24 protein-coding genes and 1 tRNA gene are annotated in these 24,680 nt (G+C 64.7%); 8 read left to right on the forward strand and 17 right to left on the reverse strand.

Annotation, left to right across the window (positions count from 1 at the left end):
* Nucleotides 1-198: 198 nt before the first annotated feature.
* The 3 genes from J0I79_RS25800 to obgE are packed head-to-tail and all read right to left on the reverse strand — an operon-like array spanning nt 199 to nt 3,660.
* Entirely contained in the window at nt 199-1,485 is a 1,287-nt protein-coding gene (locus J0I79_RS25800; RefSeq protein WP_292865996.1) for a glutamate-5-semialdehyde dehydrogenase, read from the reverse strand.
* Between the two features lie 3 nt (nt 1,486-1,488).
* Nucleotides 1,489-2,625 carry a glutamate 5-kinase gene (proB, locus tag J0I79_RS25805; protein WP_292865999.1) on the reverse strand — a complete coding sequence of 379 codons (1,137 nt, stop codon included), beginning with the start codon at nt 2,623-2,625 and terminating at the stop codon, nt 1,489-1,491.
* Nucleotides 2,626-2,628: 3 nt separating this feature from the next.
* The gene (obgE, locus tag J0I79_RS25810; RefSeq protein ID WP_292866003.1) at nt 2,629-3,660 is read right to left on the reverse strand and encodes a GTPase ObgE; all 1,032 of its coding nucleotides are present in this window, start codon (nt 3,658-3,660) and stop codon (nt 2,629-2,631) included.
* Nucleotides 3,661-3,793: 133 nt separating this feature from the next.
* Between obgE and J0I79_RS25815 the strand changes: the two genes are divergently transcribed.
* The gene (locus J0I79_RS25815; protein ID WP_292866005.1) at nt 3,794-4,645 is read left to right on the forward strand and encodes an endonuclease/exonuclease/phosphatase family protein; all 852 of its coding nucleotides are present in this window, start codon (nt 3,794-3,796) and stop codon (nt 4,643-4,645) included.
* A 99-nt stretch (nt 4,646-4,744) separates the two neighbouring features.
* On the opposite strand, the gene J0I79_RS25820 is transcribed toward J0I79_RS25815, so the two are convergent.
* The 3 genes from J0I79_RS25820 to J0I79_RS25830 all read right to left on the reverse strand — a co-directional run bounded on the left by J0I79_RS25820 (nt 4,745) and on the right by J0I79_RS25830 (nt 6,506).
* A complete protein-coding gene (locus tag J0I79_RS25820) occupies nt 4,745-5,332 on the reverse strand; it encodes a GNAT family protein (RefSeq protein ID WP_292866008.1) in 588 nt (195 codons plus the stop codon).
* A 134-nt stretch (nt 5,333-5,466) separates the two neighbouring features.
* The gene (gene rpmA, locus J0I79_RS25825; RefSeq protein ID WP_140613041.1) at nt 5,467-5,736 is read right to left on the reverse strand and encodes a 50S ribosomal protein L27; all 270 of its coding nucleotides are present in this window, start codon (nt 5,734-5,736) and stop codon (nt 5,467-5,469) included.
* A 98-nt stretch (nt 5,737-5,834) separates the two neighbouring features.
* Entirely contained in the window at nt 5,835-6,506 is a 672-nt protein-coding gene (locus tag J0I79_RS25830; protein WP_292866015.1) for a 50S ribosomal protein L21, read from the reverse strand.
* Between the two features lie 299 nt (nt 6,507-6,805).
* Between J0I79_RS25830 and J0I79_RS25835 the strand changes: the two genes are divergently transcribed.
* Nucleotides 6,806-6,895, forward strand: a tRNA-Ser gene (locus tag J0I79_RS25835).
* Between the two features lie 106 nt (nt 6,896-7,001).
* Here J0I79_RS25835 and J0I79_RS25840 read toward each other — a convergent pair.
* The 3 genes from J0I79_RS25840 to J0I79_RS25850 form a co-directional block, all read right to left on the reverse strand.
* Nucleotides 7,002-7,691, reverse strand: coding sequence for a DapH/DapD/GlmU-related protein (locus J0I79_RS25840; protein WP_292866018.1), 690 nt, complete (start codon nt 7,689-7,691; stop codon nt 7,002-7,004).
* Complete coding sequence (locus J0I79_RS25845) at nt 7,688-9,013, reverse strand: hypothetical protein (RefSeq protein ID WP_292866021.1); 1,326 nt, start codon at nt 9,011-9,013, stop codon at nt 7,688-7,690. The genes J0I79_RS25840 and J0I79_RS25845 overlap by 4 nt, the downstream gene beginning before the upstream one ends.
* 169 nt (nt 9,014-9,182) lie before the next feature.
* Nucleotides 9,183-10,073 carry a LysR family transcriptional regulator gene (locus J0I79_RS25850; RefSeq protein WP_292866024.1) on the reverse strand — a complete coding sequence of 297 codons (891 nt, stop codon included), beginning with the start codon at nt 10,071-10,073 and terminating at the stop codon, nt 9,183-9,185.
* A gap of 110 nt (nt 10,074-10,183) precedes the next feature.
* Between J0I79_RS25850 and J0I79_RS25855 the strand changes: the two genes are divergently transcribed.
* The 3 genes from J0I79_RS25855 (at nt 10,184) to J0I79_RS25865 (ending at nt 12,757) form a co-directional block, all read left to right on the forward strand.
* Nucleotides 10,184-10,912: an SDR family oxidoreductase gene (locus J0I79_RS25855; RefSeq protein WP_292866027.1), complete on the forward strand. Its 729-nt coding sequence runs from the start codon at nt 10,184-10,186 to the stop codon at nt 10,910-10,912.
* On the forward strand, nt 10,912-11,229 hold the full coding sequence (locus J0I79_RS25860; protein ID WP_292866030.1) for an Atu4866 domain-containing protein: 318 nt from the start codon (nt 10,912-10,914) through the stop codon (nt 11,227-11,229). Before J0I79_RS25855 ends, J0I79_RS25860 begins: the two co-directional genes overlap by 1 nt.
* A gap of 376 nt (nt 11,230-11,605) precedes the next feature.
* Nucleotides 11,606-12,757 (forward strand): YihY/virulence factor BrkB family protein, encoded by a 1,152-nt coding sequence (locus J0I79_RS25865; RefSeq protein WP_366015238.1) that lies wholly within the window; start codon nt 11,606-11,608, stop codon nt 12,755-12,757.
* Nucleotides 12,758-12,784: 27 nt separating this feature from the next.
* On the opposite strand, the gene J0I79_RS25870 is transcribed toward J0I79_RS25865, so the two are convergent.
* Both J0I79_RS25870 and choX read right to left on the reverse strand, forming a co-directional pair.
* Entirely contained in the window at nt 12,785-13,810 is a 1,026-nt protein-coding gene (locus tag J0I79_RS25870) for an alcohol dehydrogenase catalytic domain-containing protein (RefSeq protein ID WP_292866034.1), read from the reverse strand.
* Nucleotides 13,811-14,740, reverse strand: coding sequence for a choline ABC transporter substrate-binding protein (choX, locus tag J0I79_RS25875; protein ID WP_292866037.1), 930 nt, complete (start codon nt 14,738-14,740; stop codon nt 13,811-13,813).
* 117 nt (nt 14,741-14,857) lie between these two features.
* On the opposite strand from choX, the gene betI reads away from it, so the two are divergent.
* Nucleotides 14,858-15,478 carry a transcriptional regulator BetI gene (gene betI, locus J0I79_RS25880; protein WP_292866040.1) on the forward strand — a complete coding sequence of 207 codons (621 nt, stop codon included), beginning with the start codon at nt 14,858-14,860 and terminating at the stop codon, nt 15,476-15,478.
* A gap of 52 nt (nt 15,479-15,530) precedes the next feature.
* Here betI and J0I79_RS25885 read toward each other — a convergent pair whose 3' ends face one another.
* The 4 genes from J0I79_RS25885 to J0I79_RS25900 are packed head-to-tail and all read right to left on the reverse strand — an operon-like array spanning nt 15,531 to nt 20,073.
* Entirely contained in the window at nt 15,531-16,412 is an 882-nt protein-coding gene (locus J0I79_RS25885; RefSeq protein ID WP_292866043.1) for an HlyD family secretion protein, read from the reverse strand.
* Entirely contained in the window at nt 16,409-16,618 is a 210-nt protein-coding gene (locus J0I79_RS25890) for a DUF1656 domain-containing protein (protein WP_137933048.1), read from the reverse strand. Before J0I79_RS25890 ends, J0I79_RS25885 begins: the two co-directional genes overlap by 4 nt.
* 8 nt (nt 16,619-16,626) lie before the next feature.
* Nucleotides 16,627-18,672, reverse strand: a complete 2,046-nt coding sequence (locus J0I79_RS25895) for an FUSC family protein (protein WP_292866048.1) — start codon at nt 18,670-18,672, stop codon at nt 16,627-16,629.
* 54 nt (nt 18,673-18,726) lie between these two features.
* Entirely contained in the window at nt 18,727-20,073 is a 1,347-nt protein-coding gene (locus J0I79_RS25900) for an MFS transporter (protein ID WP_292866051.1), read from the reverse strand.
* 118 nt (nt 20,074-20,191) lie between these two features.
* On the opposite strand from J0I79_RS25900, the gene J0I79_RS25905 reads away from it, so the two are divergent.
* Nucleotides 20,192-20,647: a MarR family transcriptional regulator gene (locus J0I79_RS25905; RefSeq protein WP_292866054.1), complete on the forward strand. Its 456-nt coding sequence runs from the start codon at nt 20,192-20,194 to the stop codon at nt 20,645-20,647.
* A gap of 54 nt (nt 20,648-20,701) precedes the next feature.
* On the opposite strand, the gene J0I79_RS25910 is transcribed toward J0I79_RS25905, so the two are convergent.
* Nucleotides 20,702-22,174, reverse strand: coding sequence for an MFS transporter (locus tag J0I79_RS25910; RefSeq protein WP_292866057.1), 1,473 nt, complete (start codon nt 22,172-22,174; stop codon nt 20,702-20,704).
* A 284-nt stretch (nt 22,175-22,458) separates the two neighbouring features.
* Between J0I79_RS25910 and J0I79_RS25915 the strand changes: the two genes are divergently transcribed.
* Complete coding sequence (locus tag J0I79_RS25915) at nt 22,459-24,423, forward strand: oleate hydratase (RefSeq protein WP_292866060.1); 1,965 nt, start codon at nt 22,459-22,461, stop codon at nt 24,421-24,423.
* A gap of 22 nt (nt 24,424-24,445) precedes the next feature.
* Here the strand turns inward: J0I79_RS25915 and J0I79_RS25920 are convergent.
* Nucleotides 24,446-24,680: HRDC domain-containing protein (locus J0I79_RS25920; RefSeq protein WP_292866063.1), on the reverse strand; the 235-nt coding region annotated here is incomplete at its 5' end.

Below are 24,680 nucleotides of genomic sequence, written 5' to 3' on the forward strand. Positions count from 1 at the left end.
AGGCCCCCCTCTCTGCCCTGCCGGGCATCTCCCCCTCAAGGGGGGAGATCAGCAGCTTCGATGACGACATCCAGTCTTCAACGCCGGCGATTGGCGAAAGCCTGCGTGACATCCAATCTCCCCCCTTGAGGGGGAGATGGCCGGCAGGCCAGAGAGGGGGGCCTGGGCGCAAATTTCAATCCCTTAGGACAAAAAACGTCACGGCCGCACCTGGCCCGACCCGCGCACACGGTACTTGAACGAGGTCAGCTGCTCGACGCCGACCGGGCCGCGCGCATGCATCTTGCCGGTGGCGATGCCGATCTCGGCGCCCATGCCGAACTCGCCGCCATCGGCGAACTGCGTCGAGGCGTTGTGCAGCAGGATTGCAGAATCGATTTCGTTGAAGAACCGCTCCACCACCTCCGCATCCTCGGCGATGATCGCCTCGGTGTGATGCGAGGAGAAGGTCTCGATATGCTCGATCGCACCGGAAATGCCATCGACCAGCTTCACCGCGATGATGGCATCGAGATATTCGGTCACCCAGTCGGCGTCATCAGCCGGCTTGGCGTCGAAGAACAGCTTCAGCACCTCGGCGTCGGCATGGATTTCGCAGCCCGCGGCGCGCAAGGCGTCGAGGATGGGCACAAGATGGGTTGATGCCACCGCGCGGTCGACCAGCAGGGTCTCGGCGGCACCGCAGACCCCGGTGCGCCGCATCTTGGCGTTGACGGCGATTTTGACCGCCATGTCGAGCTCGGCGGAACGGTCGACATAGAGATGGCAGATGCCCTCGAGATGGGCGAACACCGGCACGCGCGCCTCGGTCTGCACCCGCCCGACAAGGCTTTTGCCGCCGCGCGGGATGATGACGTCGAGATTGCCCGAAAGCCCCTTCAGCATCTCACCGACGGCGGCGCGGTCGGTGGTCGGCACCAGTTGGATCGCGTCTTCCGGCAGTCCGGCGGCCTTCAGCCCCTCGACCAGGCAGGCATGAATCGCTGCGGACGAATTGAGCGAATCCGAACCGCCGCGCAGGATCACCGGATTGCCCGCCTTGAGGCAGAGCGCGCCGGCATCTGCCGTCACGTTGGGCCGGCTCTCATAGATGACGCCGACGACGCCCAGCGGTGTGCGCACGCGCTCGATGTTGAGCCCGTTGGGCCGCTCCCATGCGGCGATGACGTCGCCGACGGGGTCCCTGAGCGCAGCGATTTCACGAATACCCTCGGCCATGGCCCGGATTCGCGCCGGATCGAGCTTCAGCCGGTCCATGAACGAACCGGAAAGCCCGGATTCGTGGCCATTCGAGACATCGATGGCATTGGCATCGAGTATTACCGACTCTTGACGCAGAATCGCGTCCGCCATTGCGAGGAGCGCGGTATTCTTTGCGGCGGTGGTTGCGATGGCAAGCGGTCGGGCGGCGGCGCGGGCGCGGCGGCCGATATCGGCCATCAGCGCAATGGTTTCATCCCCGGATTTTTCATGCAGTTTCAGCATGGCTCATCCTCCGCTTATGTCGCCGCCAGCGTGACTTACCGCAAGATCATCCCTGTGGATCATCGCCGAACGTGCCTCGTAGCCGAGAACGGTTTCAATCTCGGCGGTCTTCAGGCCAGCGATCCTTACGGCATCGGCGGCATCATAGGCAACCAGCCCGCGCGCGATCTCGCGGCCCTCGGGCGACAGGATCGCCACCGTGTCGCCACGCGAGAAATTGCCGCTGACCAGTTTCACGCCGGCCGGCAGCAGCGACTTGCCCGACAGAAGCGCGCCAACGGCCCCGGCATCGACGGTCAGCCGGCCGGCCGGTTCGAGCTGGCCGGCGATCCACGTCTTGTAGCCCTTGACCGGATTGGCGCTCGGCCTGAAGAAGGTCGCGCGCTCGCCGCGCTCGATCGCCATCAGCGGCGACAGCCGCGTGCCCGAGGTGATGATCATCGCGGTGCCTGCGGCATTGGCGATCTTGCCGGCGTCGAGCTTGGTGCGCATGCCGCCGCGCGACAGTTCGGAAGCGGCCGCGCCCGCCATCGCCTCGATATCGGGCGTGATGCGGTCGACCACGGGAATGAATTTGGCCTCGGGATCCTTGGCCGGCGGCGCCGTGTAGAGCCCGTCAATGTCCGAGAGCAGAACCAAAAGGTCGGCGCCCATCATGGTGGCTACGCGCGCCGCCAGCCGGTCATTGTCGCCATAGCGGATTTCGGACGTGGCAACCGTGTCGTTCTCGTTGATCACCGGCACCGCCTTCATCTTGAGCAGCGTCGAGATCGTCGCCCGCGCGTTGAGGTAGCGGCGGCGCTCCTCGGTGTCGCCGAGCGTGAGCAGGATCTGGCCCGACTTCAGGGCGCCCCTGCCGAGCGCGTCCGACCAGGCGCCGGCCAGCGCGATCTGGCCGACGGCCGCCGCCGCCTGGCTCTCCTCGAGCTTCAGGGCGCGCTTGCCGAGGCCGAGGATGGTGCGGCCGAGCGCGATGGCGCCGGAGGACACGACGAGGATTTCGGCGCCGCCCTGGGCGAGCACGGCGATGTCGTCGGCAAGCGAGGCCAGCCAGTCGCGCTTCAGGCCGCTCGCCCGGTCGACGAGCAGCGCGGAGCCGATCTTGACGGTGATGCGCCGGTATTTTTTCAGCGACTGCATGGCCTACTTTTCCCAGCGCGTCTCGACGGGAGCGGCAATTTGCGCGCGCGCCTCCGCGATAACCGCCATCAGCGCGCGCTGGACCGCCTCGACACCTTCGCCGGTGACGGCTGACAACAGCATCGGCGCACGCCCTGCCGCGCGCTTCAGCGAGGCGGCCTTTTTCTTGCGCTGGTCGGCATCGAGTGTGTCGACCTGGCTCAGCGCCAGGATCTCAGCCTTGTCGGCCAGCCCGTGGCCATAGGCCTCGAGTTCCGCGCGCACGGTCTTGTAGGCCTTGCCGGGATTTTCCTCCTGCGCCGAAACCAGGTGCAGCAGCACGCGCGTGCGCTCGACATGGCCGAGGAAGCGGTCGCCGATGCCGACGCCTTCATGCGCGCCTTCGATGAGGCCGGGAATGTCGGCGATGACGAACTCGCGCGCGTCGATGCGGGCGACGCCAAGGCCCGGATGCAGCGTCGTGAAGGGATAGTCGGCTATCTTCGGCTTGGCGGCGGTGACGGCGGCGAGAAAGGTCGACTTGCCGGCGTTCGGCAAACCCACAAGCCCGGCATCGGCGATCAGTTTCAGCCTAAGCCAGATGGTGAGCTCCTCGCCCGGCAGGCCGGGATTGGCGCGGCGCGGCGCCTGGTTGGTCGAGGTCTTGAAATGCTGGTTGCCGAAGCCGCCATTGCCGCCCTTGGCGAGCAGGAAACGCTGGCCGACCACGGTCAGGTCGCAGATCAACGTCTCGTTGTCCTCCTCGAACACCTGCGTTCCGGCCGGCACCTTCAGCGTGACGTCGGCGCCCTTCGCGCCGGTCATGTTGCGGCCCATGCCATGGACGCCGGTCTTGGCCTTGAAATGCTGCTGGTAGCGATAGTCGATCAGCGTGTTCAGCCCGTCGACCGCCTCCAGCCAGACATCACCGCCGCGGCCGCCGTCGCCGCCATCCGGTCCGCCGAACTCGATGAACTTTTCGCGCCGGAACGACACCGAGCCGGCGCCGCCGTCACCGGAGCGGACATAGACCTTGGCCTGATCGAGAAATTTCATGGGATTGCGGTTTCTTTTATTGGCCTTGCGGCATTGCTCTAAACGTCAGGCCTTGCTCTAAACCAAGGCGCGGCGAAGGGCGAGGCCGTTTTGTGACAATGGCCGCGAGGGGAGCGGCCGGAGAGATGTCGGAATGAAGCTTGTAACCTACAACATCCAGTACGGCATCGGCCTTGACGGGCGCTATGATCTTGGACGCATCGCCGATGCCGTGCGCGGCGCCGACGTTATCGCCCTGCAGGAGGTTACCCGCAACAATCCCAGGAACGGCGGCCGCGACATGGTCGCCGAAATCGGCGAGGCGCTGCCCGATTATTTCGCCGTCTATGGCAGCAATTTCGAGGCCAATCTCGGTTCGCGCATCGAAAAAGGCCGCGCCATCACCACGACCTTCCAGCTCGGCAACATGATGCTGTCGAAAACCCCCATTCATCTGTCGCGCAACCTGCTCCTGCCGCGCAGCCGCAGCTTCGAGATGATGAACTTCCAGCGCGGCGCGCTGGAAGCGCTGATCGAGACGCCGCTGGGCTTCATCCGCTTCTATTCCATCCATCTCGACCACCGCAGCCCGGTCGAACGCGCCAGCCAGATCCAGTTCCTGCGCCAGCGCCTGTTGAACTACGCGCTCGAAGGCGGAGCGCTGTCCGGCGTCGCCGAGATCGGCCTGCCGGAAATGCCGCATCCAGAGGCCTTTGTCGCCATGGGCGACTTCAACATGCTGGCCGGCTCGGCCGAATATGTCGAACTCGCCGGCCGGCCCGACCATGAGTTCGGCATGCCGCTGACCGCCGACTTCGCTGTCGACGCCGCCTTGCGCCTCGCCGTCACCGGCGACGACCTCATCACCTTCGGCGACCCCAAACGCCAAAAGCGCATCGACTATGTCTTCACCAGCGCTTCGCTTGCCCGCTCGCTGAAGCGCCTGTGGGTCGACCGGCAAGCCGCCGGTTCGGACCACTTTCCGGTATGGGCCGAACTGGGCTGAGTCATGCTTGAGCCTGATCCTACTGCGGCCACGCAGTAGGATCAGGGAAGCGCGGGCGACTGCCGTTTGCAGGCCGGCCTCACCTGAACATCAGCGCACCTAGAAATGCACCCAGTTGCGCAGGCTGACCCACGTCTTCCTGTCGAGCCGGTAGCGCTCGACCGGCACCTGGCCGGCGACGATCGAGTTCAGCATGCCCTGGCCGGCATACTGGAAGCCGCATTTGTGGATCACCCGGCGCGAGGCCGGATTGATGACCCTGGTCGAGGCATGCAGCACCTGGATCGACGTCTTCTGGAAAGCGAGGTCGACCAGGGCGTGCGCTGCCTCCGTCGCATAGCCGCGCTTCCAGTGCGGTTCGCCGATCCAGTAGCCGAGTTCCAGCCCGCGGTCGGTGGTGTTGAGGCCCGCGCAACCGACGAAGGTCTCGGTGCCGGCCAGCGTCAGCGCGTAGGCGATGCCGGCGCGGCGCGACTTGGTCATGGCCAGGAAGGAACGCGCCTCGGCCTCGCCATAGGGGTGGGGCATGCGCGCCAGCATTTCGGCGACGTGGCGGTTGTCGGCGAGTTCGACCAGTTGCGCGATATCGCGTTCATGCGGCGGCCGCATCACCAGGCGCTCGGTGACCAGCACCGGGCAGTCGATCGCGTAACTTTCGTCTTCGGTGTCTTCCGCTTCGGCAACCATTTGAAAGTCCTCCAGGCAAAGAAAAAGGGGAGATGGAAACCCATCTCCCCTGATCCTTTTCCTGGCCTTGCCGAACTTCTGGCTTCCAGACACCGGTTCCCGAGATGGGCGCCGGTGTTCTAGTGCGGAACCGGCTACTCCGCGGCTTTGGTAATCGGATTGACCGATACGTAGGTTCGGCCGTTGGCTTTTTTGTTGAACATCACGGCGCCGGCTTCGAGCGCGAAAAGGGTATGGTCCGTGCCCATGCCCACATTGACGCCGGCATGCCAGGTGGTGCCGCGTTGACGAATGATGATGTTGCCCGGGATGACGGCTTCGCCGCCGAACTTCTTCACGCCCAGACGCTTGGAATGCGAGTCGCGACCGTTGCGCGACGAGCCGCCAGCTTTCTTGTGTGCCATCTAACTAACTCCGTTGCGCCGCAAGGCGCCTAAAAGGCCTTATGAACGCGTTCGCGTTCCGTTTCAAGTCCGATCCGGCGACCTCGTCGCCAGAAAAATTACTTCTTGGCCAATTCCTTGGCCTGTTCGCGCCAGTCCTTGATCTGGTCGGCGCTGAAGGGCATGTGCTCGTCGATCTTGGCGACATCCTTGTCCGACAGCTTGGCCAGCTGCGCGAAAGTGATGATGCCCTGTTCGGCCAGGTCCTTGGCGGCGACCGGGCCGATGCCCTTGATCACGGTCAGGTCGTCCGGCTCGCCCTTCGGCGCCTTGAACAGCGGCGCGGCTGCCGTCTCGGCCGCCACTTCCGCCTTGGGGGCGGCTTCCTTCTTGGCCTTGGCTTCCTTCGGCGCGGCGTCCGCCGCTACCTCGGCCTTGGCTTCCGCCTTGGCGGCGGCCTTCTTGGCGGGCTTCGCGCCGCCCAGCAGGATCTCGGAGATCCGCACGGTGGTCAGCAGCTGGCGATGGCCGATCTTGCGGCGCGAATTCTGGCGGCGGCGCTTCTTGAAAGCGATGACCGTGCGGTTCTTGCCCTGCTCGACGACTTCGGCGGTGACGGTGGCGCCATCGACGAACGGTGCGCCGAACGTGACATTCTCGCCCTCGCCATGCGCGAGCACGTGGCCGATCTCGACGATATCGCCGACATTGGCTTCGACTTTTTCGATCTTCAGGAGATCGTTGGCGGCGACGCGATACTGCTTGCCGCCCGTTTTAATGACTGCGAACATTTTTTGCCTTTCGCTGTTCGGTCGGCCTTGATGAACCGCGTCTGGCGGTTCGGCCGTCTTTTTGTCAGTCTGCGGGTTCAAAAAACAAGCGGCGCGGAGCACCCTCCACGCCGATTGCGCGCTGTCCCTAACCGAACAGCGGCACGGAGTCAAGGCAGCCGGGCGCGCCGCAAGCCCTGCGCGCGGCGTCGAAACCCGCTATTTCCCGGCGAAGCAAATAACTCAAGGATTGGCCTTGTAACCTTCCCGTTCAGCCGTTATCTAGTGCGCCGCGCCGGCAACGGCGGACCATGACCCGCGGAGAGGTGGCAGAGTGGTCGAATGCACCGCACTCGAAATGCGGCATGGGTGCAAGCCCATCGGGGGTTCGAATCCCTCCCTCTCCGCCATCGCTCTCCGAGTCTCGCAGGACAGGCGCACCCCATCGCGCGAAGCGGGATGCCCTCGCAAGTTAGCGCAGGAGGGCCTATTCGAAGTTTCTCGCGCGGCCTCCTTTTATTGATTCCCCGTCGTACCCGTCGCGGATGCGGGAGTTCCGTGCACGGTCACGCCGGACTGCACGCTCCGGGTAACGACCGAAGCCGCGCCCACCGTCGCGCCGGCGCCGATTTCCACACCGGGCATCAATTGGGCGGCGCTGCCGATCCGAGCGCCCTTTCGGATGACGACGGGACCGGTCGGCATCTTTCCCTTGGAACTGAATGTGGTTGCGAGCGCGACGACGTAAGGACCGATGGCGCAGTTGCTTTCGATGATGGTCCCTGCCGGAAAGCCGCAGAACCCCTGTATTCGCGTCGCTTCTCCGATGACGCAATTGCTTCCCACCGAACTGGAAAACCCGACGCTGCTTTTCTCCCCGAGACGCGCTCCTTCGCGGATCAGGGCATGGTCGCCGATATACGCGTCGGCGCCGGCGGTCACCCCCGAGCAGACAATCGCGTAGGCTCCCACAATCGTCCTCTCGCCTATATCGGTCGGCTGCTGAACCGTCGGCTGCGCCACCGAACCGGGATTGGATTGGCTTGGCCTGCCTATTATGGCGCCATGCTCGATACGCGCTCCGCGGCCCAATCGTGTTCCCGGATAAAGAACCACAAAGGCCCCGATGGAAACGCCATCGGCGATCTCAACGTCATCGGCGCACATGAGGTAAGGCGCGCGATCGGATTTCTTGAGCTCGTTCATCCCCTCAGCCTTCGATACTGCCTGCGGATCAGGCGCTTTACTTTCGCCATGACGACACGACGATTTATTTGGGACATCAGGATCCGCCGGCCCGGTTCATCGATGGCGCTGTCGGACGATTGGCCCCGATCAGTCCTGAGGTCTTGTTCGACTTCAGCCGCCAGTCGGCGCCGGACCTCGTTTCGTTCCTCCCCGACTGTCGGGATACTGAGTTCGCCTGTCAGTCGCTCTATGGTGCGACGGTAGCGCTCGTTTCTGTCACGAAGCCTGCTGACTTCGTCCTCGGCCTTCTTTGCGCGCTCGGCCATCGGTCCGAATGCAATCCGGGCAGAAAGTAGCTTGGATTCCGACCGCCAATTCGATGCCACCAGTCTCGATAGCTCGAGCTTTGGCGTGGTCCGGCTTGCCGTCGGCTTTGCCAGATCCGAACACAGATCGACTATCTCCTGCGCGTGAATCCGCGCGTGATGGTTCATCATGATCAGTTTCCGGTTGGCCACTCCCATCAGGGGGTCATAGGCTTTCAGATCGGTGACCAACTGCGTGGGATCAAAAGGGCGGGACAAGGCCAGCCCCGCGAACGCATCGGCCTCCATCGCATCGTAGACCTGCGGGGTCACCCACCCATCTGTCCCGAAGACGTCGTACAGGTAGGCGGGCCGGCCGCAAGACATGGCGTCCAGGATCGCCCGGGCCTTGCCCACGACGATGTCGGCGTCCGCTATGGCTTGGACGATGTCCAGGGAACTGGTGCCGGCAGGCGTGCCGATCTGCCTGAACTCCAGACCGGCGCCGCCCCATGCCTCCATCAGAAAGCGCTTGGGTTCGCCTTGCAGATAGTTTCCCAGTAAAAGGACTTTCCTTGGCTCTTTGCGGGCGGCTCCGCTGGGCGCGAGCCTGTCGACATCGATCGGCTGGCGAAGGCGGACGATGCGATGTTTCGTGGCCAGCGCGCGAAGCCGGTTTTCAAACCGCTCGCTCATCACGACGACCGCGCCGACCACGCCCGGCACGGCTGGAGGAGTCTGCAATTCGAAAAGCGGACTATGGCAGATGAAGGCGTGGGGCACCTCGGGCCACCTGGCCGACATCTCATAGGCGACGATGCCGTCCTGGCTGAGCACGATATCGGGCATGGCCAGCTTGAGATCGGTAGCGATCCTGATCTCGCGCTCTCTTGCGACCTCAGCCATCTTCCCGGGTATCTTCACATAGATCGTGATGTCATGGCCAAGCTTGAGCAACTGTTCGGCAAGGGTCAGTGCATAGGTCTCGCTGCCGCCAACAGTGTCGAACTGATAGGTTCCTAGAACTATTCTCACGCAAGGGTCCCGGCATGACTTTAGGCGACAAGCGAGGTCGGCTGGCATCGCCGATTGCCCGCATCTGATCAGGCCCCTCGGCTACGACAATTCGATTGGCCAACATGACGTAATTTAGCAAGGCATGTCAAAACCAGCGCCCCCTCGGCGAACCTGCTGACGGCAGTCGTCATTTCCCGCGCTTCACGTGCTCGACCAGCGCGCGCAGTTTCGGCGCGAGGTTCCTGCGGCTCGGGTAATAGAGATAGAACCCGGCAAAGCGCGGGCAGTAGTCCTCCAGCAGCGCAACCAGTTCGCCGCGCTCGATGAAGGGGCGAAAACTTTCTTCCATGCCAAAGGTGATGCCGGCACCCGCAACGGCCAGCTTGATCATCAGCGCCATGTCGTTGGTGGTGACTTCGGGTGAGACCGCGACGCTGAAGTCCTTGCCGGCCTCGGCGAACTCCCAGCGATAGGGCACCGCCTTGGGCGAAGGCCGCCAGCCGATGCAGCGATGCCCGGCAAGGTCGGCGGGATGCCGGGGGATGCCGAAACTGTCGAGGTAGGCGGGAGAGCAAACCGGCAGTTGCCGTTCGTCGCCCGCGACGGCGACCGCGATCATGTCCTGTTCGATGACCTCTCCCAACCGCACACCCGCATCATAGCCCTCGGCCACGATGTCGAACTCCTCGTCGGTCACCGTGACGTCGAGCTGGATCTCGGGATTGGCCCTGATGAAGCCGGTGAGGAAGGGGCCCGACAGGAACCGTTCGGCGATGGAGGAGACGGCGAGCCGCAATTGCCCGCGCGGCCGGTCGCGCCATTGCTCGGTCTGGCGCAGTGCCACGCGCATCCCGGCAATGGCGGGCGCCACGTCCTCATACAATTGCTCGCCCGCTTCCGTCAGACTGACGCTGCGCGTCGTGCGCCGGACCAGCGCGATGCCGAGGCTTTCCTCCAACCGCCGGATCGTCTGGCTGACGGCGGAGCGGCTGACGCCCAGCCGTTCGCCCGCCGCGCGGAAGCTGCGTTCCTCGGCGACGAGCGCGAACACCGACAGCATGTTGAGATCAGGCATCATTGGTTAGCCATACTTCCCATAGCGGCAACAACTGGCTGCCTTATCGCAACAATGGCTGCGGCGTACAGTCCCGACCATATCGATCGCATTGAAGACGAAAGGATTTCGCGATGGCTCTCGACAAGGTCGTTCTCATCACCGGGGCATCAAGCGGCATCGGCGCCGGCATCGCCCGCGAGCTTGCGGCCGCCGGCGCCAGGCTGATGCTGGGCGCGCGCCGCACCGACAGGCTGGACGCACTGGCCGATGAAATTCGCGCCAGGGGCGGCGAGGCGATGACCTGCAGGCTCGACGTGACCGACCGCGCCGACGTCGCCGCTTTCGCGCAGGCCGCGCGCCAGGCCTGGGGCCGCGTCGACGTGATCGTCAACAATGCCGGCATCATGCCGCTGTCGCTGATGGCCTCGATGAAGACAGACGAATGGGACCGCATGGTCGACGTCAACATCAAGGGCGTGCTGCACGGCATCGCCGCCGTGCTGCCGGAGATGACCGCGCGGGGAGCCGGCCATATCATCAACATCGCCTCGATCGGGGCGCTGACCGTCTCGCCGACGGCCGCCGTCTATTGCGCCACCAAATATGCGGTGCGGGCAATTTCGGACGGCCTGCGGCAGGAGCAGGACGACATCCGCGTCACCTGCATCCACCCCGGCGTGGTCGAAAGCGAACTGGCCGGCACCATCACCGATCCCGTCGCCGCCGAGGCGATGAAGACCTACCGCGCTATCGCGCTCCAGCCCGACGCCATCGGCCGGGCGGTGCGCTTCGCCATCGAGCAACCCGACGATGTCGACGTCAACGAGATCGTCGTGCGTCCGACACGGGCGGCGCACTGATGCGCCGGCTCGCCATCGCCGCATCGCTCGTTGCGACATCGGCCGCATTTGCCATTGCAAAGGACATAACCATGAATAGCCTGGCTCACAACTACACCGGCCTCTGGGTGACGCAGGACGGGCGCATACGCCACGAACTGCTGCCGAACGGGCGCTATGTCGAGGCCAGGGGAACCCGCGAGAAAGCCTATCAGGGACGCTACGTCGTGACCGGCAGCCACATCGACTATTGGGACGACACCGGCTTCACCGCCGATGGCGAGTTCATCGACGACGTGCTGCACCACGCCGGCATGATCCTGCGCCGAAACCGGTGAGACGCGCGGCCTGAGCTTTCAGACCGTGCCGCCTCCGGCGGCTGACACCTTGATCGCGTCCCTGCGCGGATTGTTCTGGCGGACGTGTAGCGCTCGCGCGTCGCCCCGAAGGCTGGCTCCTGCGTGAATCAGCCTTCCAGCGACCCGATGATCCAGCCCAGGGACAGCGCCAGACAGAACCCCATCGCAATTGCCGCGAATATCCACATTTCGGCGTCTCCAAAACACCAATAGCGGGAATAAACCTGCGAAGCGCTCAAAGGTTGCATTGGGTTTTTCAGAGACCCCGCCAACTGAGCGACGAGGGAACGGCAGACCTTTTCCAGGCGTTGTAAGGCGTTCTCGGAATTCAGATCCTAGCGGGGCGAGGCGCGCCATGGCGAAACAACCACGAAAACGATCCGCCGGCGCGCGCTCCGGCGGCGGAAAAGGAAAGCCGCTCGTCACGACGCGTTCGTCGCCCACGAGAGCAAAACGGCCGCCACGACCCGCCGAACGCGAGGCTTCGCTGATCGACGCGGAGGCCGCGGGCCGCGCCGCTTCCACGACAGAACAAAGCGCGGCGGCATTGAAAGCGGAAGAAGGCGAGCGGGGCCGCGACGCGGCCTGGCCGTCGGAAATACCCGCGCTCGGCTGGAAGGATATCTTCTGGAGGCTTTGGGAAGAGTTCAACAAGGACCGGGTCCTGCTGGTCGCGGCCGGGGCCACTTTCTATCTCCTGCTGGCGCTGTTTCCGGCACTTGCCGCCTTCATTTCGATCTACGGCTTCGTTGCCGATCCGGCCACGGTCGCCGACCACGTGGCCTATCTCAACGGGCTTCTGCCAGCTGGAGGCCTGGACCTTATCCGCGATCAGTTGCAGGCGCTGGCGAGACAGAAATCCGGCGCGCTCGGGACCGGATTCTTCGTCGGCCTCGCCATCGCGCTATGGAGTTCCAACAGCGGCATGAAGGCGCTCTTCGATGCCATGAACATCGCCTATGAGGAGCGCGAGAAGCGCAGCTTCATCCGGCTGAACCTGATGTCCATCCTGTTCACCGTCGGGGCGCTGCTGATCGGCATGGTGCTGCTGCTGACGATCGGCGTCGTGCCCGCGCTGCTGCGCTACTTCTACCTCGATGACTGGACGGAATCGCTGCTCGCAATATCCCGTTGGCCGGTTCTCGTCGGCGCGATGCTGACCGGCATATCGCTGCTGTACCGCTTCGGGCCAAGCCGCGAACACGCCAAATGGCGCTGGCTGAGCTGGGGAGCCTTGATCGCTACTGCGGTCTGGATCGCAGCGTCATGGCTGTTCTCGTTCTACCTCCAGCATTTTGCCAACTACAACGCCACCTACGGATCGCTGGGCGCGGTCGTCGGCCTGATGATGTGGACCTGGATCTCCGTGATCATCCTGATCAGCGGCGCTGCCATCAACGCCGAGATGGAGCACCAGACCGCCATCGATTCGACGACCGGGCCTGCGCGGCCCATGGGCGAACGCGGCGCGGTGGTAGCGGATACTCTCGGTAAGATCGCGGGGTGACCGCACGCCTCGCGGCACCGCGAATCGTCAGAAGTCGAAGACGATGGCTTGCCGCCCCTTGGCGGTGCCCGCCTTCAACCGCGCCAATGCACTGGTCACCTCGGCGAGCGTGACGCGCTCTATCTGTGCCTCGAACGGCTGCTCCTCGTGCAGTTTCAGCAGTTCTCGCATCTGCTCGCGTGTGCCCACACTGGTCCCCGTCACCCAGACGCCGGTCGTGGTGAGCCATTCCTGGTTGAGCGGTACCGGTTGCGGGACCATGGCCGCGGCGATGATCCTGCCGCGTGGGCGGATGGCCGCGACCATCGCGTCCCAGCTTGCCGGCGTCGGCGCGAAATTGATGCAGACATGCGCGCGCAGAGCCGCCGGCCAGTTGCCGGCCAGGTCAGGCGAGGCAAGCAGGACGTGTTCGGCGCCAAGCGAGGCCGCGAGGCGCAGCTTGGCCGCGTCCGTGTCGACGGCGACGACCGTGGCGCCGAGCCGCCGGGCGATCTGGACCGCATAGAGCCCAAGGCCGCCGCAGCCGAATACGGCGCAGGTCTCGCCGGCGACGATCCCGGCCCGTCTCACGGCGCCGAACGCGGTCAGGCCCGCGCACATCAAGGGCGCCAGCGCCGCGGCATCGCCCCTGTCCGGCACGCGCGCGGCAAAGCGCGCGTCGGCCACGACATATTCGGCGAACGTGCCGGCGACATCGAAGCCATGCGCGCGCTGGTGCTGGCAGAAAGACTCCATCTCGGCGTGGCATTCATCGCAATGGCCGCAGGCGTCGTGAAGCCAGGCCACGCCGGCGCGCTCGCCCGGGTGCCAGCCGGTGACGCCGGCGCCGAGCTGAACCACTCTCCCGACGCCCTCATGACCGAGGATTCCAGCCGTTTTGCCCGAAGCCGGCCGCAGATGGCCCTGCCACACATGCACGTCGGTGTGGCATATGCCGCTCGCCTCCAGCCGAACCAGAATTTCTCCGGGGCCGGGCTCTGGCCGCGGCACACGCATGATGCCGAGCGGCTCGCCCGCTCGTTCAAACAGAGCTGCCAGCATGCTGTCGGTCATCTACTGCCCCAGTGCGCTTTGAACCGCCGGCAGGCCCGGCCCTCCGTCGAGGGTGGAGACGCCGTCGAGCCATTTGGCGAGCTTGTCGGGATTGCGCTTGATCATCTCGCGCGCGGCTTCCTCGGCGGATTTCCCCTCGCCCAGGATCATCCGCATGCCGTGGTTTTCATAGTCGAGGTCGAACGCCAGATTGGCGAACAGCCTCGCCGCGTTGGGACATTCCGCCGAGAAACCCTTGCGCGCGATGGTGCGCACGGTGGCGCCGCCGAAATTGGGGCCGAACTCGGCATCGCCTCCCGACAGGTAGCTTATCTTGTAGTCGAGGTTCATCGGATGCGGTTCCCAGCCGAGGAACACGACCCAGCTCTTGTCGGCCATGGAATTGGCGACCTGCGTCAGCATCGCCGCCTCGCTGGATTCGATGATCTGCCAGTCGCCCAGACCGTGCCGGTTGGCGGCCACCATGTCGAGCAGCGGCTTGTTCGAGCCGGCCTCGATGCCATAGATCCTGCCGCCGAACTGCGCGGCGTGGGCGGCGAGGTCGTCGAAGCTCTTCACTCCTTGGTCGGCGACATATTGCGGTACGGCGAGCGTGTATTTGGCGCCTTCCAGGTTGACGCCCAGCACCTCGACCCAGCCATTGTCGAAATAGGTTTTGTATTCCTCGTCCTGTACCGGCCGCCAGTTGCCCTGGAAGACATCCATGTCGTTCTCCTTCAAGGCGGAATAGGCGACCCCAAGGCCGAGCAAGGTCTGGGAGGCGTCATAGCCCAGGCCATCGAGAATGATCTGGGCCGTGGTGTTGGTCAGCGCGATGTCGGTCCAGCCGAGATCCGCCATGCGGACCTTCTTGCACTGCGGCGCATCGGCGGCAAAGACAGGCGAAACGGCAAGCCCCGACAGCAGGGTGAGAAGGAATGTCGTGCGCATCTGGTTCCCCATTTTTCTTGATGAGACGGACTGTGCCGCAACGCTATGGCCTCCTCATTTTATGTCAATACAGAATCTTGTATGAGCGTACAAAAATCTTTGTTGCTAGAAAGGGCAATGGCGACTCACGGCAAGCGAACCAAGATCGAGGACATCAGGCGCATCGAACTGATCGCGGCCGCGCATCGCGTCTTCCTTGAGCATGGACTGCACGGCATGACCTCGGCCCGCATATGCCGCGAAGCCGGCATGTCGCCGGGCATCCTTGCCTATTATTTCAAGGGCAAGGACGAGGTGCTGTTCGGCATGGTGCGCTACAACAACCGCCTGCTGATGGAGGATGTCATCGCGCGCCTGAAGGCGGCGCGAACCGGCTGGGAACGGCTGGAAGCGATCGTCGAGGGAAATTTCCCTGCTTCGGCCTTCACCCAGCCCATCGCCAATGCGTGGCTTTCGGTCTGCGCCGAGGCTGGCGTGAACCCGCAGTATGCGAGGCTGCAGCGCCTGTTCTATCGCCGGCTGCGCTCCAACCTGGCATCGGTCTTCGAGGAGATGGCCGCCGAGTCACGCCTGCGGGAAGCGGGCTTCATCATAGCCGCGCTCATCGACGGGCTGTGGTTGCGCAAGGCGGCCGCCGACGATCTGGGGCGCGACGAGGCGATCGCGCTGGTGTTCGGCGGCATCCGCTCGCTGATGACCAATGGAGAGGAGCAGCGCTTGCGTCACCCGGAAGGGTGAGCCATGGGCGACATCGCTGGCCGGCCTCACCAGAGTGGACTTGGCGTTGCCGTCAGTCGGCGACCGCGCTGTCGATGACGACGCTTGCCGAGGTGCCGATGACCAGCCGCGCCTTGGTGGCGGCGTCGCCGTCGAGCGCGATGTGCACGGGAACACGTTGCGCCAGGCGCACCCAGGTGAAGGTCGGGTTGATGTTGGCAAGCAGCGTGCCAGCAGCGCGTTCGCGGTCTTCGATGCCCGCGGCGATGCTGGAGACATGGCCCGGTATGGAGGACTTCCATCCCATCGGCTTGATCGATGCCTTGGCACCCACTTCGATGCGCGGAAGTTTCGTCTCCTCGAAATAGCCGTCTATGCGTACCGTATCGGTGTCGACCAGCGCCATGATGGCCGCGCCCGTGGTGACGTAGTCTCCGGGGCGAAGGCTGAGATTGGTGATGATGCCGTTCACGGGCGCCCTGATCTGCGACCGGTCGAGGTTGAGCTGTGCCAGATCGTGGGCCGCACTGGCCTGCAGGCTTTCCGATTGCGCCTCGGCGACGGCGGACTTGGCCTCCTCGATCTGCTGGACGCTGACGGCCGAAGCGGTCAGCCGTTGCAGGCGGTCGAGATTGCGCTTTGCCTGATCGAGCGTTGCCTGCTTTCCCTCGACCACCGCCTGCGACTGCGCGAGCGCGACGACGAAGCGCTGACGATCGACCTGGAACAGCACATCGCCCTTCTTGACCGCCTGATTGTCCTTGACCAGCACATCGGCGACGAGGCCGGACACGTCAGGCGTGACGCCGACGACATCGGCGCGCACATGGGCATCGCGCGTCCAGGGGGCGTTCATGTTCTCGTCCCACAATTTCCAGGCCGCGACGCCGGCGATGGCGACAACGGCGACCGTGACAAGCACCCTGCCGGTGGTTTTGAGAAGACGGTATTTCATGAAAACAGCCGATTCGAGAGAGAGGACATTGCGCCCAGGATGAGGATGTAAAGCGCGAGGTTGAACAGCGCCCGGTGCCATACGAGCGAGTAGAGGCCGGTCCGCGACAGCACTTCCCAGACCAGGCGCGCCACGACGAAAGCCGCCAGCATCATGACGAGAAGTCCGGGCAGATAGACGCCGCCAATGCTGATGTCGTGCTGCATGTCTCTATCTACTCCGCTACGAGGAGCATCCGCTCCGGCACTGTCGAGTGAATGGGTGGCGCGGCGTCGCGAAACAAAGCGCGCCGCAGCCCCACAAGGGCATCGACGGATCGCCGCGCCGGCGTCGCCTGGCGGCCCGCGACGATGGCAAGCGCGGCGTCGATGCGTTCGCGCAGCCCCGGCGAGGCGGGAACCGAGGCGCCGAGGCGCACGCGTTCCTTGAACAGCGCGGCGACCGCCGACAGAACGTCGCCGATCGAAACCCGCTCCTCCGACGTCAGCCGGCCGCGCAACCGCTGCAGTTCGACGATGTTCAGCCCCAGCCTGATCTCCGCGTAGCCATCGATCATCGACAGCCGCTTGTCCTCCGCCGCAGCCAGCCGGGGCACCAGTTGGCCGAGCCGGTCGAGCATGCGACCCGCGAGCCTGCGCTGGTCCTCGGCACGGTCCCCGGCGGCCAGTTGGGCGAGGTCGGACCAGCCAGCATGAACCAGTCGCCGGGCGGCGATCTCGCCGCCGAAAGGCCGAACCACAAGCGTCCAGACAAGCGCGAAGCCGACGCCTGCGAGCGCCGCGAGGCCGCCGCCGGCAAATGAGGTGAAGTCCGCCGAGAACCTGTCGCTCAGAGCGATGAAGGAGGCCGTGTTGACGGTCAAAAGCATCGCCAGCATGTTGAGCTGCGGCCTTGGGATCAGTGTGCCGAGCAGCAGGAACGGCGGCGCCAGCGCCAGGACCAGCAAGGGGAAGCTCTGGATCGATGGCAGGATGGCGAACTGGTAGGCGGCGGTCACCACCAGGCTGACGGAGCACCAGATGAACATCGACAGCAGCAAGGGCGCGGGACGGTCGGTGGCCGCGAAGAAGGAGCATGCCACCGCCACCATCAGCACGAAGCCCGAGCCCTCGGCCCAACCCGAATAGATCCAGACGGCGCTGGCGGCCAGCACGGCGACGATGACGGACGACGCGTAGAAGAACAGCATGCCGTAATCGTGGTGACGGCTTCGCGAAAAGGTCCGGCGCCGGCGGAAGGCAAGCTTCTCGCCACGGGCTTCGCCACTGGCGATCTGGCGCTTCAGGACGAGGCAGTCGTGCCAGGCATCGACGATCTCGCGCAGCCGCGCCAGCGCGCTGTCGAGCATGAGGCTGCGCCAGTCCACGGCATAGGCCGGAGGGCGAAGATCCGCGATGCGCGAACGCAGCGCAACCGCGCGAACCGGATCATCGACCGACCGCAGCCAGGCTCCGACGTCGTCGAGCAGGCGGCTCAGTTCGGTGCTCGGCACACGGTCCTGAGACCTCAGTTCGTGCAGCCGGTCGTCGAGTGATGACAGCAGCGGCAGGAGCAGCATGAGGCGGCCGCGCAACTGGCGCGCCTGCCGTGTCAGCCCATGGGTCTGGTGATCGTAGCCAAGCTGGCTGATCAGGATATCGAAGCCGGAAATGTCGGACGCGAGCTTCTGTCGGGCGGGAAGCGCGGATCCGGGAGCACCCTCGCCGCGCAGGATTTCGGCCGCCCAGGCGGCGGCGTCGCCGAGCCAGTTGGAGATGCGCGACGACATCAGCGAGGACAGTCCGATCGGAAACAACAGCTGGCCGACGACGCTGGCGCAGACGATGCCGAGGATGATTTCCTGGCTGCGGGCCGAAGCGATGTCGAAGATGGTCTGGGGCGCATCGACCGCCGGCAGCGCTATCAATGGCAGCGAATAGCCGGCCAGCATGAAGACGTAGCTGCGCGGCGTGCGGTCCAGCATCGAGATGTAGAGCAACACCCCCGTCCACAACGCGACGACGACGCTCATCAAAAGCGGAGAATTGACGAAGGCCGGCAAAAGCAGCACGGAGCCTGACGCGCCGATCAGCGTGCCGAGCGCACGGTAGAGCCCCTTGGACGATGTCGCACCCGCAAGCGGGTTGGCCACGACGTAAACCGCCGCCATGGCCCAATAGGGTCGTGGCAGGTCGAACGACAGCGCGATGTAGAGGGCTATCATCGAGGCGAGGAACGCCTTGATGGAAAACAGCCAGTCCTGCCAGGAAGGGAGCGTCATGCGTTGGACTTTCGGGCCCGCCTCCTCGCCAGCGGGCCCATTTCTGTGTTGCGGCTAGCGGTTGATGTCGACGTCCTTCGTCTCCCGGCCGATCAGCAGGGAGATCAAGGTCAGCACGCCCATGGCCGAAAGGTAGACGCCGACCCGGAACGGTCCGCCGCCCGCGCTCCAGAGGGCCACGGCGATGAACGGAGCCACGGCGGCGCCGAGGATCGACGACACGTTGTAGGAAATGCCCGAACCGGTGTAGCGCACATTGGCCGGGAACAGTTCGGGCAACAGCGCGCCCATCGGGCCGAAGGTCATGCCCATCAGGCTGAATCCGATGATGAGCCAAGCCATGACGCCGACGGTTCCGGCATGAAGCATCGGCACCCATGTCAGGCCGAAGGCAATGATGGCGATGGTGACGCAGATCAGCGTCCGGCGCCGGCCCCAGCGGTCGGCCCACGGGCCAGAGACCATGGTGAAGATGCCGAAGAAGACCACGCCGATGATCATCATCAGCACGAAGGTCGTATAGTCATACCCGAGGCCGGGAACGGCAGCGCTCGGCGAGGCGCGCCCGTAGCTCAGCGAGAACGTCGTCATCAGGTAGAACAGGACATAGGTGGCGAGCATGTAGAACGTGCCGAGCACCAGTTCCTTCCAATGCGTGCCGACGACGGAGGCCAGCGGCACCTTCTTGACCTTGCCAGTGCGTACGGTGTTGTCGAAGGCGGCGCTCTCGACGAGGTTGAGCCGCACCCAGAGGCCGATCGCCACCATGATGAGCGAAAACAGGAACGGTATGCGCCACCCCCACGACAGGAAGGCCAGGGACGGCCGTGACGGATCGTCTGAGGGCAGGATGGCGGCGATGATCAGGAACAGGCCGTTGGCGATGATGAAGCCGATCGGCGCCCCGAGTTGCGGGAAGGTGCCGTAGACGGCGCGCTTGCCCTTCGGCGCATTCTCGGTCGCGACCAGCGCAGCGCCACTCCATTCGCCACCCAGCGCGAAGCCCTGGGCGAGGCGCAGGATCACCAGCAGGGCCGGAGCCAGCCAGCCGGCTCTGCCATAGGTCGGCAGCAGGCCGATCAGGAACGTCGCCAGGCCCATCGTCAGCAAGGCGCCCACCAGCGTGATCTTGCGGCCGCGCCGGTCACCGAGATGGCCGAAGAAGATCGCGCCGAGCGGTCTTGCGATCATCGCGGCGCCGAACACCGCGAAGGAGGCGAGCAGCGCCGTCGTCTCGTTGCCGGCCGGGAAGAACAGATGCGGGAAGACCAGCACCGCCGCGGTGGCGTAGACGTAGAAATCATAGAACTCGATCGTCGTTCCGATCAGGCTCGCGAGGATTACCCTCGACCGTGGATTGGCTGGCGTGGCTGCGGGCACTGCATCGAAGGCAACGGACATCGGGAAACACCTTGAGGGAACAGCCGATGCCGCCCCTCCTGTTGAGATCAGGGACTGGCGGGAACACGTCCCGTCGATATAGATTGCATGCTAATAGATTATATGCGAATAGTTAGCAATGGAAAACGACCAGTCCAGAAGCCGCGAAACGATCGGCCAGGTGATCACCAACGTGGCGCGGCTCTGGCGCCGCACCGCCAATGAGCGGCTGGACCGGTGCGGGCTGTCGCATGCCACCGCCATGTCGCTGCTGGCGCTGTGGCAATTGGGAGGTGAAGCGCGCCAGGGCGCGGTGGCCGACCAGGCCGGGCTTGAAGGTCCGTCCCTGGTTCGGCTCGTCGACCTTCTGGTGACGGAGGGGCTGGTGGACAGGCGCGAGGATCCGAGCGACCGCCGGGCCAAGATCCTGTCGCTGACCGCCGATGGCGAGGCGCGGGTGGCGGCGATCAACACGGTGCTTGCCGAACTGCGGCACGAATTGGTCTCGCTTATCGGCGATGAAGAACTCCGGACCGCCTCGACCGTATTGCGTCAGATCCAGTCGGAGCTCGCCAACAAACTGGCGGAGAGTTGAGCGGCGGCGGCCGGCCGCTGTGTGCCGGTCGCGCCTGGTTTGCCTTGGCGGCCGTCACGAAAGCCGGATGACGCGCCTTGCGCTGATCACGCACAGCAGCGGCACGATGGCGAAGGCGCCGAACAGCCAGCGCGCGGCGCCCGCCGTGCCGGCCACCCCTCCGGGATCGACAAGGCCGCCGGCGTTCGCCACCATGCCCGCGAGCGCTGCCCCAAGGGCGGTGGCGAACAGCTGGATGGTGGTCACCGAGGCTCCCGCAAGTTCCTCCTCGCCCGGCAGGGCCGCCTTGAACGCGCGTGTCATCAGATGCGGCCAGGTCACGCCGACGCCAAGTCCGACAGCGAGGAAGGCGACGCACATCGGCGCGAGCTCCATCAGGCCGCCCGCGCTGGCCTTGGGCACCAGGACGAACAGCCCCGCCATGCCGGCGACCTCGAGCAGCGGGCCGGCCACGATCAGGCGACGCGCGCCGCGTTCCCCGGCGCCCGATCCGGCGATGGAGCCTGCGGTCCAGCCCGCCGCCATGATGGCCGCGAGATAGCCGGCCGACAGAGGCGACTGGCCATGCAGCACCTGCAGGAAAAGCGGCACGAAGATCTCGCCGCTGGTCACCGTGATGGCCAGCAGCGCCATGGTCGCGTAAAGCGCAGCGATGGCGCTTGCCGGCTGGAACGCTCCCGTTGACAGAAGCTTCCACCTCGCGCGTCTCTCGGCGGCGACCAGCAGCATCGTCAGGGCGACTGCGAGCACGATGCCGCCGATGTTCCAGGCCAGGTCGGAAGAGGCGCTGCCGGCTGAGATCGCCAGGACGGCCGCCACCAGCACGATGAGCTGCGTGACCGGAACGCCGGATCGCTGATCCGAACGGGCGCGACGCCCGGGCAGCACGGCCGCCGCGAGCGCGGCGAAGGCGATTGCGGCCAGCGCCAGCGACCAGAAGGCGGCGCGCCAGACGCCGAGCTCGGCGAAAATGCCGCCGACCGCGGGACCGACCAGCGTCGCGATGCCCCACATGCCGGAAACCAGCGCCATGGCGCGTGGCCAGAGCGCCTCATCGAACACCAGCCGGATCATCGCGTAGGCGAGCGCGAACAGGAAACCGCCGCCAAGCCCCTGCACCGAGCGGCCGAGCAACATGACCGGCATGGACGGCGAGATCGCGCAAACCAGCGCGCCGACGGCAAAGATCGCCGCCGCGATCGCATAGGCGCCGCGCGGACCAGCGCCCCGCAGCAGTTTCGCCGAAAGCGCGGCGCCCAGAATGGAGGCGACGACGAAGACGGTCGTGTTCCAGGCGTAGAGATCGAGCCCGCCTATGTCGTGGATCACCGAGGGCAGGATCGTGGTCGCGATATAGACGTTGACCGCGTGCAGGGCGACCCCGCCGGCGAGCGCCAGCGAACGCACGCCATTGGCGCCGAGAAGCAGATCGCCCCAGCCGGCGCCGCGCGGCCGCGCCTCCGCCGACAGTGCCGCCATCGGCACGGGTTGCAGGTCTTGGTTGGTCGGCACCACTCGGGAATTCATGTCAGCTCCGTCTACGAAATCTCCGTCCGCGAAACCGGACGGGAGCCTGCCTCACGCAAGCTGACGGGCCTCGTAAAACCTCAAGTTGTCTTGAGGTCAAGCGGTTTCTGGGCGGGAGGCCGACGCCAGTGCTGGACGTCTGGTTCCGGCAAACGCGATGTGATGCGGCGACCGAACATTCGCCAGCCGTTAACTGTCATTAACTGTCATTCTATTTGGCACATCTTGGGCGTGACCATGCTCCGGAATGCTGTCAGATTGACATGCCAAGCCGAGGAACCGACATGACCAAAGCAACCGAGACCGGCAAACCGTTCAGGGTGGAAACCGACACCACTGCCGCTTACTGGCACCACAGCGCCTCCAACACATTGCCGCCTCCGGACATGATGGGCGCCTATATGCGCAATCGCCCTGTTCCGGCCAATCGCGTCAAGGGCCGGAAAGCCTGGATCATCGGCAGCGGCGTCGCGGGCCTTGCCGCCGCGTTCTACATGATCCGGGACGGCGGCATGGCGGGTGAGGACATCACAATACTGGACGCCATGCATATTGAGGGCGGATCACTCGACGGCGCGGGCAACGCCGAAGAGGGCTATATCATTCGCGGCGGCCGCGAGATGAACTGGAACTACGACAATCTCTGGGACATGTTCCAGGACGTGCAGGCGCTGGAGCTGCCGGAAGGCTACAGCGTCCTGGATGAATACCGCCTGGTCAATGACAATGACCCGAACTTTTCAAAGGCGCGGCTCATGCACAAGCAGGGCCAGATCCGTGATTTCTCCACGTTGGGCCTGTCGAAGTCGCAGCAGTGGGAACTGATCCGGCTGATGCTGAAGCGCAAGGAGGATCTCGACGACATCACGATCGAGCAGTATTTCAGCGCCGGCTTCCTCGAGACCAATTTCTGGTACCTCTGGCGATCGATGTTCGCTTTCGAGAACTGGCAAAGCTTGCTCGAGATGAAGCTCTACATGCACCGCTTCCTGGACTCGATCGACGGGCTTACGGATCTGTCGGCGCTCGTCTTTCCGAAGTACAATCAGTATGACAGCTTCGTTCGCCCGCTTGTGAAGCACCTGCGGGAGCGCGGTGTCAAAGTACAGTTCGACACGCGCGCCTACGATCTCGACATGGCCGTCGAGGGCGACGCCCGCACCGTGACGGCGATCCGGGCCAAGATCGGCGGCAAAGACACGACCATCGCGGTTGGTCCGAAGGACGTCGTCTATGCCCTGACCGGATCGATGACCGAAGGCACCGCCTATGGCGACATGGACAATGCTCCGGTGCTTGAGCGCGGCAAGCACGATCCGGGCGACGACAGCGACTGGGCGCTCTGGAAGAACCTGGCGAAGAAATCGCCTGTGTTCGGCAAACCAGAGAAATTCTACGGCGATGTCGACGGCTCGATGTGGGAATCGGTAACGCTGACCTGCAGGCCCTCCCCCTTCGTCGACAAGCTGAAGGAACTCTCCGTCAACGATCCATATTCAGGCAAGACGGTGACCGGCGGCATCATCACGTTCACGGATTCCAACTGGGTGATGAGCTTCACCTGCAACCGCCAGCCGCACTTCCCGACCCAGCCCGACAATGTCCTCGTGATCTGGGTCTATGCCTTGCTGATGGACAAGGAAGGCAACTTCGTCAAGAAGCCCATGCCGGCCTGCAGCGGGCGCGAGATCCTGGCCGAGCTCTGCTATCATCTGGGTATCGAGGACAGGCTGGATGAGGTGGTGGCGAATACAAAGGCAAGGCTCGCGCTGATGCCCTACATCACCGCGATGTTCATGCCGCGCGCCGCCGGTGACCGGCCGCACGTCGTGCCTGCAGGCTGCACCAATCTCGGTCTGATGGGCCAGTTCGTCGAAACGTCGAACGACATCATCTTCACGATGGACAGTTCGATCCGCACCGCCCGGGTCGCCGTCTACACGCTTCTTGGCCTGGCCAAGCAGGTGCCGGACATCAGCCCTACGCAATATGATATCCGCAACCTCCTGAAAGCCGCCCGCGCGCTCAACAATGATGAGCCGTTTCCGGGCGAGCGGCTGCTGCACCGGCTGCTCGACAAAACCTACTTTGCCCACATCCTGCCGCCGCTGCCTGATCCTGCAGCCGCGAGGGGCAAGGCGGCCGAAGACGAGCTCGCGGGCCTCTTGGGCAAGGGCAATCAGGCGATCGCCATGTTCGTCGGCTGGCTGGAAAAGGTCCGCGGAAGCCTGACCGAGCGCAGGGATTAACAACACCGGACGTCCGGTGTTCTCAGCCCTCGCCACCGGACCGGTGCGCGGCGATTGCCTTCAGGAACACCTGGCCGAATTCCTTGAGCTTGGCCGCGCCGACGCCGTTGACCTCGGCGAAGGCGTCGAGGTCGCGCGGGCGTCGCTCGGCCATGTCGATCAGCGTGCGGTCGGAGAACACGACATAGGCCGGCACTTGCCGCTCTTTGGCCAAACGCAGCCGCAGTGCCTTGAGCGCGGCCAGCAGCGGGGCATCG

Origin of the sequence: Mesorhizobium sp., assembly GCF_017306585.1 — a bacterium.
Taxonomy (GTDB): Bacteria; Pseudomonadota; Alphaproteobacteria; order Rhizobiales; family Rhizobiaceae; genus Mesorhizobium.

Coding starts and splice junctions, on each gene's coding strand:
- J0I79_RS25800 (WP_292865996.1), bottom strand. CDS start 1,485: ATGCTGAAACTGCATGAAAAATCCGGGGATGAAACCATTGCGCTGATG.
- proB (WP_292865999.1), bottom strand. CDS start 2,625: ATGCAGTCGCTGAAAAAATACCGGCGCATCACCGTCAAGATCGGCTCC.
- obgE (WP_292866003.1), bottom strand. CDS start 3,660: ATGAAATTTCTCGATCAGGCCAAGGTCTATGTCCGCTCCGGTGACGGC.
- J0I79_RS25815 (WP_292866005.1), top strand. CDS start 3,794: ATGAAGCTTGTAACCTACAACATCCAGTACGGCATCGGCCTTGACGGG.
- J0I79_RS25820 (WP_292866008.1), bottom strand. CDS start 5,332: ATGGTTGCCGAAGCGGAAGACACCGAAGACGAAAGTTACGCGATCGAC.
- rpmA (WP_140613041.1), bottom strand. CDS start 5,736: ATGGCACACAAGAAAGCTGGCGGCTCGTCGCGCAACGGTCGCGACTCG.
- J0I79_RS25830 (WP_292866015.1), bottom strand. CDS start 6,506: ATGTTCGCAGTCATTAAAACGGGCGGCAAGCAGTATCGCGTCGCCGCC.
- J0I79_RS25840 (WP_292866018.1), bottom strand. CDS start 7,691: ATGAACGAGCTCAAGAAATCCGATCGCGCGCCTTACCTCATGTGCGCC.
- J0I79_RS25850 (WP_292866024.1), bottom strand. CDS start 10,073: ATGATGCCTGATCTCAACATGCTGTCGGTGTTCGCGCTCGTCGCCGAG.
- J0I79_RS25855 (WP_292866027.1), top strand. CDS start 10,184: ATGGCTCTCGACAAGGTCGTTCTCATCACCGGGGCATCAAGCGGCATC.
- J0I79_RS25860 (WP_292866030.1), top strand. CDS start 10,912: ATGCGCCGGCTCGCCATCGCCGCATCGCTCGTTGCGACATCGGCCGCA.
- J0I79_RS25865 (WP_366015238.1), top strand. CDS start 11,606: ATGGCGAAACAACCACGAAAACGATCCGCCGGCGCGCGCTCCGGCGGC.
- J0I79_RS25870 (WP_292866034.1), bottom strand. CDS start 13,810: ATGACCGACAGCATGCTGGCAGCTCTGTTTGAACGAGCGGGCGAGCCG.
- choX (WP_292866037.1), bottom strand. CDS start 14,740: ATGCGCACGACATTCCTTCTCACCCTGCTGTCGGGGCTTGCCGTTTCG.
- betI (WP_292866040.1), top strand. CDS start 14,858: ATGGCGACTCACGGCAAGCGAACCAAGATCGAGGACATCAGGCGCATC.
- J0I79_RS25885 (WP_292866043.1), bottom strand. CDS start 16,412: ATGAAATACCGTCTTCTCAAAACCACCGGCAGGGTGCTTGTCACGGTC.
- J0I79_RS25890 (WP_137933048.1), bottom strand. CDS start 16,618: ATGCAGCACGACATCAGCATTGGCGGCGTCTATCTGCCCGGACTTCTC.
- J0I79_RS25895 (WP_292866048.1), bottom strand. CDS start 18,672: ATGACGCTCCCTTCCTGGCAGGACTGGCTGTTTTCCATCAAGGCGTTC.
- J0I79_RS25900 (WP_292866051.1), bottom strand. CDS start 20,073: ATGTCCGTTGCCTTCGATGCAGTGCCCGCAGCCACGCCAGCCAATCCA.
- J0I79_RS25905 (WP_292866054.1), top strand. CDS start 20,192: ATGGAAAACGACCAGTCCAGAAGCCGCGAAACGATCGGCCAGGTGATC.
- J0I79_RS25910 (WP_292866057.1), bottom strand. CDS start 22,174: ATGAATTCCCGAGTGGTGCCGACCAACCAAGACCTGCAACCCGTGCCG.
- J0I79_RS25915 (WP_292866060.1), top strand. CDS start 22,459: ATGACCAAAGCAACCGAGACCGGCAAACCGTTCAGGGTGGAAACCGAC.